This window comes from Manganibacter manganicus (assembly GCF_002075885.1).
In the GTDB taxonomy this organism is placed as follows: domain Bacteria; phylum Pseudomonadota; class Alphaproteobacteria; order Rhizobiales; family Rhizobiaceae; genus Mesorhizobium; species Mesorhizobium manganicum.
The window spans coordinates 39,635-52,644 of sequence record NZ_MDET01000056.1; the positions used below are offsets into that span (position 1 = coordinate 39,635).

10 protein-coding genes, 1 tRNA gene and 1 riboswitch are annotated in these 13,010 nt (G+C 59.1%); of the genes, 3 read left to right on the top strand and 8 right to left on the bottom strand.

Features of this window, described 5'->3' with window-relative positions; translation table 11 throughout:
• Window positions 1-59 precede the first annotated feature (59 nt).
• Window positions 60-137: riboswitch (SAM riboswitch) on the bottom strand.
• Between the two features lie 82 nt (window positions 138-219).
• Window positions 220-1,314 (top strand): 2'-deoxycytidine 5'-triphosphate deaminase, encoded by a 1,095-nt coding sequence (locus BFN67_RS20685; protein WP_080921468.1) that lies wholly within the window; start codon window positions 220-222, stop codon window positions 1,312-1,314.
• A gap of 42 nt (window positions 1,315-1,356) precedes the next feature.
• On the opposite strand, the gene araD1 is transcribed toward BFN67_RS20685, so the two are convergent.
• From araD1 to chvE, 4 genes are all read right to left on the bottom strand, one after another.
• Complete coding sequence (araD1, locus tag BFN67_RS20690; RefSeq protein WP_080921348.1) at window positions 1,357-2,349, bottom strand: AraD1 family protein; 993 nt, start codon at window positions 2,347-2,349, stop codon at window positions 1,357-1,359.
• A 103-nt stretch (window positions 2,350-2,452) separates the two neighbouring features.
• A complete protein-coding gene (gene mmsB, locus BFN67_RS20695; protein ID WP_080921349.1) occupies window positions 2,453-3,745 on the bottom strand; it encodes a multiple monosaccharide ABC transporter permease in 1,293 nt (430 codons plus the stop codon).
• On the bottom strand, window positions 3,742-5,274 hold the full coding sequence (gene mmsA / locus BFN67_RS20700) for a multiple monosaccharide ABC transporter ATP-binding protein (protein WP_080921350.1): 1,533 nt from the start codon (window positions 5,272-5,274) through the stop codon (window positions 3,742-3,744). The genes mmsB and mmsA overlap by 4 nt, the downstream gene beginning before the upstream one ends.
• An 84-nt stretch (window positions 5,275-5,358) precedes the next feature.
• Window positions 5,359-6,429: a multiple monosaccharide ABC transporter substrate-binding protein gene (gene chvE / locus BFN67_RS20705; RefSeq protein ID WP_080921351.1), complete on the bottom strand. Its 1,071-nt coding sequence runs from the start codon at window positions 6,427-6,429 to the stop codon at window positions 5,359-5,361.
• 297 nt (window positions 6,430-6,726) lie between these two features.
• On the opposite strand from chvE, the gene BFN67_RS20710 reads away from it, so the two are divergent.
• A complete protein-coding gene (locus tag BFN67_RS20710; RefSeq protein WP_080921352.1) occupies window positions 6,727-7,704 on the top strand; it encodes a LysR family transcriptional regulator in 978 nt (325 codons plus the stop codon).
• A 5-nt stretch (window positions 7,705-7,709) separates the two neighbouring features.
• Here the strand turns inward: BFN67_RS20710 and BFN67_RS20715 are convergent.
• The 4 genes from BFN67_RS20715 to BFN67_RS20730 form a co-directional block, all read right to left on the bottom strand.
• Window positions 7,710-7,783: transfer RNA gene (locus BFN67_RS20715), tRNA-Gly, on the bottom strand.
• 73 nt (window positions 7,784-7,856) lie between these two features.
• A complete protein-coding gene (locus BFN67_RS20720) occupies window positions 7,857-8,852 on the bottom strand; it encodes an ABC transporter permease (RefSeq protein ID WP_080921353.1) in 996 nt (331 codons plus the stop codon).
• The gene (locus BFN67_RS20725) at window positions 8,849-10,417 is read right to left on the bottom strand and encodes a sugar ABC transporter ATP-binding protein (protein ID WP_080921469.1); all 1,569 of its coding nucleotides are present in this window, start codon (window positions 10,415-10,417) and stop codon (window positions 8,849-8,851) included. Before BFN67_RS20725 ends, BFN67_RS20720 begins: the two co-directional genes overlap by 4 nt.
• A gap of 93 nt (window positions 10,418-10,510) precedes the next feature.
• Window positions 10,511-11,440, bottom strand: a complete 930-nt coding sequence (locus tag BFN67_RS20730) for a sugar-binding protein (RefSeq protein WP_245295363.1) — start codon at window positions 11,438-11,440, stop codon at window positions 10,511-10,513.
• 528 nt (window positions 11,441-11,968) lie between these two features.
• Between BFN67_RS20730 and BFN67_RS20735 the strand changes: the two genes are divergently transcribed.
• The gene (locus BFN67_RS20735; protein ID WP_080921470.1) at window positions 11,969-12,991 is read left to right on the top strand and encodes a LacI family DNA-binding transcriptional regulator; all 1,023 of its coding nucleotides are present in this window, start codon (window positions 11,969-11,971) and stop codon (window positions 12,989-12,991) included.
• Window positions 12,992-13,010 lie beyond the last annotated feature (19 nt).

The following is a 13,010-nucleotide window of genomic DNA, read 5'->3' on the forward strand; positions in this document are numbered from 1 at the left end:
CCGATAAAAACCGGCCGACACAAAAAAACCGGCCGCGAAAGCCGCAACCGGTCCATATGGCCATGTGGCCGACGGTCCTTTAGCGACTTGTTTAACGTGGCTGCAAGCCGACCGGCCAAATCACCACGGGATAACGATCCTTTAGACCTCGCTACGGCTTGCGTCAATAAATGACAGGGGTAAGAAATCGCAACGGTTCTACGCTAGGCAGAGCAATTGTTGCGCAAGACAGGCATTCTTCCTGATCAGGATATCGCGGCGCTGTTCGGGACGGGCGCGCTGAAAGCGACGCGCGCGCTTGACCATGACCAGATTCAACCGGCCAGCCTCGATCTCAGGCTGGGCGAACGCGCCTACCGCGTGCGCGCCTCGTTCCTGCCCGGCCCCGATCACAAGGTCGCCGATAAGTTGAAACGGCTGCAATTGCACGAGATCAGCCTCACTGAAGGCGCGGTGCTGGAGACGGGCTGCGTCTATATCGTGCCGCTGCTCGAAACGCTAGCGCTGCCCGCCGATATTTCAGCCTCGGCCAATCCGAAAAGCTCGACCGGCCGGCTCGACATCTTCACCCGCGTGATGACCGATCATGGGCAGGAGTTCGACAAGATCGCCGCCGGCTATCACGGGCAGCTTTATCTTGAGGTCAGCCCGCGGACCTTTCCGATCGTGGCGCGTGCCGGTTCGCGCCTGTCGCAGATCCGCTTCAGAACGGGCAGTGCGCTGCTGTCGGAAAGTGAATTGCTCGACCTCCACCGCGCGCAAACGCTGGTAGCCACCGAACCGGCGAATGTTTCGGGCGGCGGCATCGCGCTGTCGATCGATCTCGCCGGCGATGAAAACGGGCTTGTCGGCTATCGCGGCAAGCATCACACCGGTCTTGTGGACGTGGACAAGCGCGCAGCACAGGATATCGTGGATTTCTGGGAGCCGCTCTACAAGCGCCGCGCCGGCGAACTCGTTCTAGATCCGGACGAATTCTACATTCTGGTGAGCCGCGAAGCCGTGCATGTGCCGCCGCTCTATGCCGCCGAGATGACGCCCTTCGATCCGCTCGTCGGTGAATTCCGCGTGCATTATGCCGGCTTCTTCGATCCCGGCTTCGGCCATTCCGCAGCCGGCGGCACCGGCAGCCGCGCAGTGCTTGAAGTGCGCAGCCATGACGTGCCGTTCATTCTCGATCACGGCCAGATCGTCGGGCGACTGGTTTATGAGCACATGTTGGCCCGGCCCGCAGCGCTTTACGGAACCGACCTCGGCTCGAACTATCAGGCACAGGGCCTGAAACTGTCAAAGCACTTCCGTACCGCGCGGTAGATCATCTCACATCGCTCCGCGATCAAATCGGGGACGCAGGATTTACAGCGCCTTCACTTCAATCTTTGCTGGCTTCGCGATCTCCAGCGGATTGCGCAGGGGCAGGCCGAAATCCGGTGCTTCGATCTCGAATATATCCCCAGCCTTCGTTATCACACCATCGGCGAAGGAAAGTGTCGCCGTGCCGAACATATGCACATGCACGTCGCCCGGCTGGCGGAATGCCGGATATTTGAAATGATGATGTTCCAGATTAGCGATCGTATGCGACATGTTCGTTTCGCCCGAGAGGAAGGGTTTCTCCCAAAGCGTCTTGCCGCCACGCAGGATGCGCGAGGCGCCGCGAATATCGGTCGGCAAGTCGCCCAGAAGAATTTCCGGGCCGAACGACGCGTTCCGCAGCTTCGAGTGAGCAAGAAAAAGATAGTTCACGCGCTCGGTGACATGGTCGGAAAATTCGTTGGACAGCGTGAAGCCGATGCGGAAGGGCTGGCCGTCATCGCCGACGATGTAGATGCCGGCAATCTCCGGCTCCTCGCCGGCGTCCTGCGCAAAGGCGGGTGAAAGCAGCGGCGCGCCGGGCGCCACCGCCATGGTGCCGTTGCCCTTGTAGAACCATTCCGGCTGCACGCCGACCTCGCCGCTGGCCGGCTTGCCACCCTCGATCCCCATGCGGAACATCTTCATGGAATCGGTGAGTTGTTCGTCGCCCTCGCTGGCGAGTTTCTTGTGCATGGAATCGCGCGTGGCGGCCGAACCCAGATGAGTAAGGCCGGTGCCGGTGAGGTGAAGATGGGCGGGGTCGGGGTGGTTGATGGGCGTCAGCAGGCGGCCTTTTTTTGCTATCGCCTCAAGATCCACCGTCTCGCCCGCGCCCTTGCTGTCAATCAGTGACACGAGGCCAACACCGGTGCGCGCCGCTTCAAGCGCCAGCGAATAGACGCTGCGCGCGCCATTGACGATGCGTGCCTTGGCATCGTCACGGACAATGACACGTATCGTGTCGGTATCGTCGAGCATCTGCGAAATCAGCATAGCAATTCCTTTCTGCGAGCTTCGAGCAGCAACCGCCGGCTCGAACCCTTGCTTTCGCGCGGTCGGTGGGATGGGTGGGGCCGCTTGCGCTTACCCTTCCGCGTCAACCCTTGTTCTTGTTGTAGACGTCGAACACCACGGCGCCGAGCAGTACCAGGCCCTTGACCACCTGCTGCCAATCCACGTTGACGCCCATGATCGACATACCGTTGTTCATCACGCCCATGATGAAGCCGCCGACCACCGTGCCGATAACCTGGCCGACGCCGCCCATAGCCGAAGCACCGCCGATGAACACCGCCGCGATGACATCAAGTTCGCTGCCAAGACCGGCGGCGGGCACGGCCTGGCCGAGCCGCGCGGCAATGATGAGGCCGCCGAGCGCCGACAGAACGCCCATATTGATGAACACGATCAGCGTCAGCCGTTCCGTCTTGATACCGGACAATTGCGCCGCCTTCGGATTGCCGCCAAGCGCATAGACGCGCCGCCCGATCACCATTCTGCGGGTGACGAAAACGAAGAACGCGATCAGCAAGCCCATGACGACCAGCACTATGGGCAGGCCCTTATAGGTCGCGAACTGATAGACGAGGAACAGCGTCAACAGGCTGATCAGCAACGTCTTGATCGCAAACAGCAGAAAAGGCTCAGTCTCATGGCCGTGGCGTTCGCGGGTGCGACGCGCCGAAAAACCGGACCATGCATAGGCGAGCACGCCGAGCAGGCCAAGGAGCATCGAGGTGAGATAAAGTTCCACGCCACTGCCGAAGACGGTCTTGCCGGCGGCATTTACGATCGGTGGAATCAGCGTCCAAATGCCGATCACCTCGGGTATGAAGCCGGAACTCAATTCCTTGAATGCGACTGGCAGCGGACCGACGGAAAGACCTCCGCCTAGCATAGCCTGGCAAAGCCCACGAAAGACCAGCATTCCGGCCAGCGTGACGATGAAGCTGGGTATACGCAAATAAGCGATCCAGTAGCCTTGCGCGACGCCGACGGCGGCACCCACGAGCAGGCAGAAGATCGACACGACGAGCGGGTTGCTGAAGATGCCGAGATTCCAGGTCACCATCATGTTGGCGGCAAGTGCGCCGATGAAGCCCGCAACGGAACCGACGCTGAGATCGATATGCCCGGCCACGATCACCAGCAACATGCCTAGCGCCATGACGATGATGAAGGAATTCTGCTGCACCAGATTCGACAGGTTCACCGGCTTGAACAGCACGCCGTTGGTGAAATACTGGAAGAACAGCATGATGATGATGAGCGCCAGAATCAGGCCGTATTCGCGTAGATTCGACACTAGTGCCGAAGCAGCCGCGCTGTGCTTTTGTGATCCCTCTTCTGCCGCGCTGCTCTGCGACACCGGGGCGGTTTCAATGGTCATGCTGCTTTTCCTTCTCCGCGAACGATGGCACGCATGATCTTTTCCTGGCTGGCATCGGCCGTTGCCATTTCGCCAACAATCTGCCCTTCGTTCATGACGTAGATGCGGTCGGTGATGCCCAGCAGTTCAGGCATTTCAGACGAGATGACGAGGATCGCCTTCCCCTCCGCCGCCAGCCGGGCAATGATGGTGTAAATCTCGTATTTCGCGCCGACGTCGATGCCGCGCGTCGGCTCATCGAGGATCAGTACCTGCGGGTTGGCAAACAGCCATTTCGACAGCACGACCTTCTGCTGGTTGCCTCCAGACAAATTGCCGGTCAATTGATAGACGCTGGAAGCGCGGATGTTCGTGGTCTTGCGATATTCGTTGGCGACATCGAGTTCGCGCAGATCATCGATCACGCGATGGCGCGATACACCATGGAGATTGGCCAGCGTAATGTTGTGCTTGATGTGGTCGATCAGGTTGAGACCGTAGGTCTTGCGGTCCTCGGTAACATAGGCAACGCCCTGATCGACAGCTCTGCCCACAGTCGACAAATTGATCGGCTTACCGCCCAGCTTTACTTCGCCGGTGATGTTGCGGCCATAGGACCGCCCGAACAGACTCATGGCGAATTCGGTACGACCGGCACCCATCAGACCCGCAATGCCGACGACCTCGCCCCTGCGCACATCAAGAGCGATACCCTTGATGACCTGCCGGTCGGAATGGACCGGGTGAAAAACCGACCAGTTCTTCACCTCGAACACAACGTCGCCGATGTTCGGCTCGCGCGCCGGATAACGATCGTCCAATGCGCGGCCGACCATGGAGGTGATGATGCGATCCTCGGAAACATCTTTTTTTGCCAGCGTCTCGATGGTCTGGCCATCGCGAATAACCGTCACCTGATCGGCGACCCTGCTGATCTCGTTGAGCTTGTGCGAAATGAGGATCGAGGTCATCCCCTGCTTCTTGAATTCAAGCAGCAAATCGAGCAGGGCCTGGCTGTCCTTCTCTGAAAGGCTGGCCGTCGGCTCATCCAGAATCAGCAATTGCACCTGCTTGCTGAGCGCCTTGGCGATCTCGACCAGTTGCTGCTTGCCGACGCCGATATTGGTGATCAGCGTCTTCGGATCCTCGTTGAGCCCGACCTTCTTGAGCAGCGCACGGGTGCGTGTCTCATTGGCATTCCAGTCGATGATACCGAATTTGGCCTGTTCGTTGCCGAGAAAGATGTTTTCGGCAATCGACAGCATAGGCACCAGCGCCAGTTCCTGATGGATAATGACGATGCCGATACGCTCGCTGTCATGGATACCCTTGAACTGGCATTCCTGCCCGCGATAGATGATTTTGCCGTCATAGGTGCCCGCCGGATACACGCCCGACAGCACCTTCATCAGTGTCGATTTGCCGGCGCCGTTTTCACCGACAATAGCATGGATATCACCTTCTTCGACGCGCAGATTGACATTCGACAGCGCCTTCACGCCGGGGAACGTCTTGGTGATGTCGCGCATCTCCAAAATCGTCGAGGACATTGGGTTATCTCCGATGCCGAGACACTTCATGGGTAAGCGGAGCACAAGGGGCTCCAATTGCAGGTCCCCTTGTGCCGATAACGATTACTTCAGATCTTCAGCTTTGATGTAACCGGAGTCGACGACGATTTCCTGATAGTTGGACTTGTCGACTTCGACCGGCTTCAGGAGGATCGACGGAACCACCTTAACGTCATTGTTGTAGGTCTTCTCGTCGAGGCCTTCGGGCTTGTTGCCCGACAACACCGTGTCGACCAGTTCGACAGTGGACTTGGCCAGGTTGCGGGTATCCTTGAAGACGGTCGAATACTGCTCCCCGGCAATGATCGCCTTGACCGAAGCGGTTTCGGCGTCTTGACCGGTCACGATCGGCCATGGCTGGTCGGCGGTGCCGTAACCGACGGCACGCAACGAAGCGATGATGCCTCGCGACAGACCGTCATAGGGCGAGAGCACGCCATGGACGCGGCTGCCGTCCGAATAGTTGGCGGACAGCAGATTGTCCATGCGCGCCTGGGCGGTAGCGGCCAGCCAGCGCAGCGTGCCGACCTTGTCCATGCCGGTCTGGCCAGACTTGATCTTGATCGAGCCGTCATCGATCAACGGCTGCAGCACGCTCATGGCGCCATTGTAGAAGAAGAACGCATTGTTGTCGTCGGGCGAGCCGCCGAACAGTTCCACGTTCCATGGCTTAACGTTCGGGAAGCGCTCCTTCAGGCCCTTGACGAGCGAATCGGCCTGGATCACGCCAACGCCGAAATTGTCGAAGGTGGTATAGTAGTCGACGTTGGGGGTCTTCTTGATCAGGCGGTCATAAGCGACGATGACGATCCCGGCATCATTGGCTTTCTGCAATGCGTCGGCCAAAGTGGTGCCATCGATGGAAGCGATGATCAGGGCCTTCGGCCCCTTTGTGATCTCGTTTTCGAGTTGGCTGAGCTGGTTCGGAATGTCGTCCTGCGCATATTGCAGATCAACGGTATAGCCCTTCTCCTCAAGCTGCTTCTTGACGGCATTGCCGTCATTGATCCAACGCTGCGAAGTCTTGGTAGGCATAAGCACGCCGACAAGCCCCTTGTCCTCGGCATGGGCCGCATAGGTCGTGGCGGCAAAGCCGACCGCCAGTGCGGCGATGAGTGTCTTGAGCATCTTCACGTCTGTGTCTCCCTGAGTGATGGGCACACGGCTCGCCTTGTCGGCGCCGCGTGGCCGGTTTGGCAACGCTGCGCGTCGCCGAGTCGTGTTGATCTGCGATGGTCCTCCCAACGGCCCGGAGCCAGAGGATTAAATCGATACGATTGCGGCGTAGCGACTATCCGGCTTGCGGGTACGCAGACAATTGTTTGCCTTTGCCATAACTGTCAAATGCGATCTTCGCTGATTGCTATATCGAAAATGATATGGATAAAGCTCAATTGCAGAACCGGCGGCTTCCGCGAGAGGTGCAACAAAATGATCAGAGCGGTCCAATTTCAGGGGGCGAAAAACCGGCATAGCTCGGGCGAAGATCTTCTGCGCAGCGGTCTCAGCCTGCGCCATATGCGCATGATAGCGGCACTCGACGACAGCAGCAGGGTGAGCGCGGCCGCCCAGGTTCTGAATATCTCGCAACCCGCCGCATCGCGCATGATCGCAGAGATGGAGGCCATCCTCGGCGTGCCGTTATGCGAACGGCTGCCGCGCGGCATCACCATGACGCCCTATGGCAAGGCGCTGGCGCGGCGTGCCCGCTCCGTCCTGCTCGAAATGCGCGAGGCAGACCGCGAAATCGCCGAACTGAAGGCCGGCAAGGGCGGCTCCGTATTTCTGGGCGCGGTCACCGCGCCGGCAATCGAGCTTGCCGTGCCGGCGATCCGCGAAATTCGTAAGCTCTATCCGCGTATCGAGATCACCATGCAGGTCGAGACCTCGAACGTTCTGGCGCGCGAACTGCTTGCCAGCCGGCACGATTTCATCATCGCCCGCATTCCCGACGATCTCAATCCGCGCCTTTTCGAGAGCCGCGTCATCGGCATCGAAAAAGCCTGCCTGATCGTGCGCCGCGGCCACCCACTTCTTCAGAATGCGCCGGTACGCCTTCAGCAGACCGCAGCCTATGACTGGGTGTTCCAATCCGGCGGCTCGCCGCTGCGACAAGCCATGGAAGCGAATTTCATGAACCGCAATATTGCCTTGCCGGAGCGTGTCCTCAACACATCCTCGCTGCTGTTGACACTGGTGATGGTGGCGCAATCGGATGCCATCGCGCCGGTGTCGATCCAGGTGGCACGGTTCATCCAGAGCCCGGAAGGGTTGATGGGCGCAATCGATATTTTGCCGACCGAGGTGGATATCGAGATCCGTCCCTACAGCCTTATTACGGTCAAGAACCGCGCACTTTCACCGGCAGCCAGAATGCTGCGCGATTTCATCATGAAAGAGGTGAGTTGAGACGTTGGAGCGGGTAGCGGGAATCGAACCCGCGCTAGAAGCTTGGGAAGCTCCTGTGATACCATTTCACCATACCCGCGCTCCGTTTTGGTTAGCATGCCGGATGCGTCCTCGGCAATCGACAAAGCGCCGGATTTTTATGCGCGCAACTCTCATTCTGCTGCGGCTCCAACTGTATTGCGGCGCGCCGCAACCGTAATGACGCGGCGCGTTTTGAAAACGCTCCATTGCTGGTCAGCCAAGACACCGATCAGGATAACACCGCCCATCACCGCAAAATTCAGCGATGAAGGAATTCCGAGCAGATTGACGAGATTCTGCAACTCCTGAAGCAGCACGGTGCCGAGCACCGCACCGATCAGCGAACCTTCGCCCCCCCGAAGCGAAAAGCCGCCAAGGACAGCCGCCGCAATGGCATAGAGTTCATAGAAATTGCCATGGCTGGCCGGCGAGATCGAGCGCGTGTACATGGCGAAATAGATGGCTGAAATCGCAGTCAGCACACCGCAGATGACATAGGCCGCCATGACCACGCGATCCGTGCGAATGCCGGAATATTTCGCCGCTTCCTCATTCTTGCCAATGGCATAAAGATAGCGGCCAAACACCGAGCGGTGCAGCACCACCCACATGATTGCGGCGATGATGATAAGTGCGATGAAGCTATTCGGGACACCCCAAGAGCGGCCGGCAGTAAGGAATTCAAGCGTTGGAAAGCTCTGCCCGAAGGCGAAACCGGCCGTGCCGTCGGCCGTATAGAAACGCGCCACACCGCGATAGATCAGAAGCCCGCACAAGGTCACCACAAAGGGTTGCAGTTTCATGCGCGTGATAAGCCAGCCATGGACCAGACCGAGCACAGCGCCGAACACCAGAATGAGCGGCACCGCAACAGTCCATGCCATGCCGCGTGTGGCGACGAAATCGACAAACAGGACGCCGAAAAGCGCAACCAGCGATCCGACCGAAAGCTCGATACCGCCAGTAATGATAACGAAGGCTTGGCCGATGGCCAGCATCCCGAAAAGGCCGATCAGGTTTGAAGTGTTGGCCAGATTGATCGGCAAAAGAAAGCGCGGATTGATGAGCGCAACGACGGCGCCCACGACCAGGATCAAAAGAAGCAGGCCAAGGTCTTTCTTGCTCATGAAACGCTCCTGTCGGGTGCGCCGCGCTCGCCCAGCGTCTTGCCGACCGCGAGCAAAAGCACGTTTTCCTGATTGAACTGGTCTTTCTCCAGGATACCGGAAATGCGCCCTTCATGCATGACGGCTATGCGGTCCGAAGCACCGATGACCTCTTCCATGTCACTCGAAATCATCAGCACGGCCACGCCCGCATCGGCCAAGGCGCCCATCAACGCGTAGATTTCGGCCTTGGCGCCAATATCGATGCCGCGCGTCGGTTCATCCAAAATGATGACTTTGGGCTTCATGGCCAGCCATTTGGCGAGCACAACCTTTTGCTGGTTTCCTCCCGACAGCGTGCCGGTACGCGTCTGGACTGAAGGCGCCTTGATTGCCAGGTCGGCCTTTTGTCGTTCCGCGGTCGCAGCCTCCATGCTGGCCGACACGAAATAGCGATGTGAATGGCCGCGAAGGTTCGGCAGCGAAATGTTCTCGGTGATTGGCAGGTCGAGGAGGACCCCCGTGAGTTTGCGGTCCTCCGGCACCAGAAAGATACCCTTCTTTACCGCATCGGCAGCAGAGCCGAGCATGAGCGGTTCGCCGTCAAGCGATACGCCGCCGCCATAACTGCGATCAATACCATACAGCACGCGCGCCAGTTCGGTGCGCCCGGAACCGACAAGGCCGGCAAGGCCGAGAATCTCGCCATAGCGCACGTCTATACGCAATTGGCGATCGGGATGAGCCGCCGTGCGCAAGCCGTCCACAGCGAGCGCCACCTTGCCTGGCGTGCGGCCGGGGGTCTGGGTGCGCGCCTTCAGGGCGCGGCCGATCATCAACTTGACCATCCGGTCGTGAGTGATCTCGGCCTTCGATAATGTGCCGGCAAGCGCACCATCGCGCAGCGCCACGACGCGGTCAGCAGCGCGCTCGATTTCATGCAGGCGATGCGAGATGAAGATGACGGCTATACCAGAAGCCTTGAGCGAGGCGATGACGTCGAGCAGCTTTTCGGTTTCGGCCAGCGGCAAGCTCGATGTCGGCTCGTCGAGAATGACAAGGCGGGCATCGATGGACAATGCCTTGGCGATCTCGACCATCTGCTGCTGGGCGAGCGAAAGGTCAGCAACCGGCGCATCGGGCGAAAAATTGGCGCCGATGCGCTTGAGCAGAGGCTCGACCTGATTGCGAAGGCGATCGCGATCCACCAGCTTGAGAAAACCGGCTTTCAGCGGCTCGCGTCCGAGGAAAATATTTGCGGCAACATCGAGATTGTCGAACAGGTTGAGTTCCTGATGGACGAAGGCGATTCCGGCGCCAATGCTGGTTTCAACCGTCAACCGCTCATGCGATACATCATCGATGGCGATGGCGCCGCTATCGGGCGCGATGACGCCACCGAGAATTTTCATCAATGTGGACTTGCCGGCGCCGTTCTCGCCAACCAGACCGATCACTTCTCCGGCGCCTACCTCCATCGAGAACCCATCCAGGGCCGTGACGCCGGGATAGGTCTTGCGCACGTTCTGGAGACTGAGAAAGGTCGGAGCGGCAACCGCGTCCGAAACTTGGTCTGGAAGTTCCATCGCCCTGCCACGCATTGACGCATAATTGCCGCTCTCCGTTGCCGGCAGCGGAGCAACCGGCACGGAGATCCCGTGCCGGTTGTTATTCTACCATCAATTGCCGGCCATGGCTTTCAGGTGGGCGGCATAGGCGTCAACATCATCTTTGCCGATGATCTTGGTTGGAATGATGAGCAACCCGTCGGCGGGAACAGCCGATTTGTCGCCCTTCACATAAGCCGCCATAAGCTTCATGCCCTGATAGGCCCATTCGAAGGGTTGCTGCACCACGGTTGCCGCAATGGTGCCTTCCTTGACGCCGCCGAGCGTGATCGGATCGTCGTCGAAGCCCACCACCGTGATCTGGCCGAGTTTGCCGGCGTCACGCAGTGCTTCATAGATGCGCGGCGTATTGTAGGAATAGAAGCCGACCATGCAGTTGATCTCGGGATTGGCGACGAGCGTATCCTGCACGTTGGCCTTTGCGCGAGTTTGGTCGATATCGTCGCCGCGCACGTCGACCAGCGAAATCTTGGTACCCTCGAGCCCGTCCTTGAAGCCCTGGATGCGCTCTTTCGCGTTATCCGCGCCGAGCAGGCCGACATAGCCCATGCATTTGCCGCCATCCGGCATCGCTTTCTTGGCGATCTCAGCGGCCTGCTTGCCGGCATCGACGTTAGACGAACCGACATAAGCCACGCGCTTTGATTTCGGCGCGTCGGAGTCGGTGGTGAAAAGTGCGGTCTCCGAGGCGATCTTGTTCAATCCATCGGTCTGCGTCTTTGGATCGACAGCCGAAACCATGATCCCCTTGACGCCGGCGGTGACGAGATCGTCCATCAGTCGCTGCTGGATAGCGACGGAGGCTTGCGAGGGATATTTCAATTCCAGATTGAAATCAGGCAGTTCGCCCTGAGCCTTCTTCACCCCGGCTTCGGCGGCCTTCCAGAAGTCGGACGCGCCATTGACGACGAAAGCCAGCGTGGGTTTGTCGTCCGCACTGGCGGGCGCAGCCATTGCCATGCCAAACAGCATCGCCGCCATGGCGGCCGTCGTGTTCCGTATCGCAGTTTTCATCGAAACCTCCCAAATTATTGCCCGCGAGTGGCGGGACTGAAGCGTAAAGCAACCCTTGCCGGCTCTGTCGTCCTTGTCCGGAAAGGTCTCCCCACCCTTCCGTTTTCAGCGCCGGAGCGGAAAGTGTAGCGCGCGATTTTTTATTAGTAAAGATAATAGTCTGATAATTAAGATATGGCCCGATTCATAAATTCATGCTTCGCAGCCAACGATTGACCGCCACTTTGAAAATCCAAAAGTATCGCTGATAATTATTATAAATCATATGTTTAATATGGAGTTGCCATCCAAGAGAGATAACATGAACGAAATCGTATTCGAATTTATACGGAACTAATGGACATCATTAGCTAAGCCCGTATAAACTCTCTTCGTTCCAGCCTCGCCTGCTGAAATCCGGGAGACAATCGATCCATGGTCGCAAAGACCGCCGCCCACAGGACGGGCATCGCCGCAGCCGGTAAGACGCCGCTGGCGCCCGGCCGGCGCGTTACCATGACGGATATCGCGCGCGCGGCCGGCTGTTCGCAGGCGACCGTTTCCTTCGTTCTCAACAATGCGCCGGGCATCAAGCTTTCGCAGCAGACGCGCAAGCGCGTGACGCAGGCGGCACAGGAACTCGGATACAGGCTGCCGGGAAGCAATGGCCATACCCGCGCCTCACCATCGACATTGCTCGACGGCGTAATCGGCTTTGCAGTCGATCAGCTGGCAACCAGCCCGGAGGCCGTCGTCGCCATCGAAGGCGTGCGGCAAGCGTCCTGGAACGCCGGCAATGTCGTTCTGGTGGCACAGACCATGAGCGACGCAGTCATGGAGCCTCGCGCGCTTTCGACTCTCGCTGCGCAAGGCCCTTCCGCGTTGATCTATATGACGATCTTCACCCGCGAGATCGTCGCTCCGCCGCAGCTCGCCGAACTCGGCATTCCGGTCATCCTGCTCAACTGCCATACCGCCGACTATGCCTTTCCGGCGGTGGTTCCAAGCGAGATCGCCGGTGGCCAAAACTCAACGCGCCATCTCATTCGGCATGGACACAGGCGCATCGCCACCATTACCGGCGAGCCGTGGATGCAGGCGGCGCAAGACCGCCTGAAAGGCTATCGCCGCGCACTCGCGACCGCCGACATTCCTTTCGATCCGGATCTGGTGATCGAGGGCGACTGGTCGGCAAGCGCCGGCTATGCGGCCACCGCCAAGCTGCTTGCTCTCGACAACCCGCCAACGGCGATCTTCTGCCAGAACGACCGCACCGCGATCGGCTGTTACGAGGCGCTCAAGGAAGCGGGCTTGCGCATTCCGCGCGACATGTCGGTTATCGGCTATGACGACGAGGAAATCGCCCGACACCTCTTCCCCCCGCTCACCACCTCGGTGCTGCCGCATCTGGCGATGGGACAATGGGCCGTCGAGCAACTCGAAACACCCATGCAGCCGGGCACGGGGCGGTATCCAATCACCAAACTGGAATGCTCGCTGGTGGAACGTGAATCGGTAGCGCGCGCCCACGCTCGATAGTTCCGCTTGAAGCCGGGCC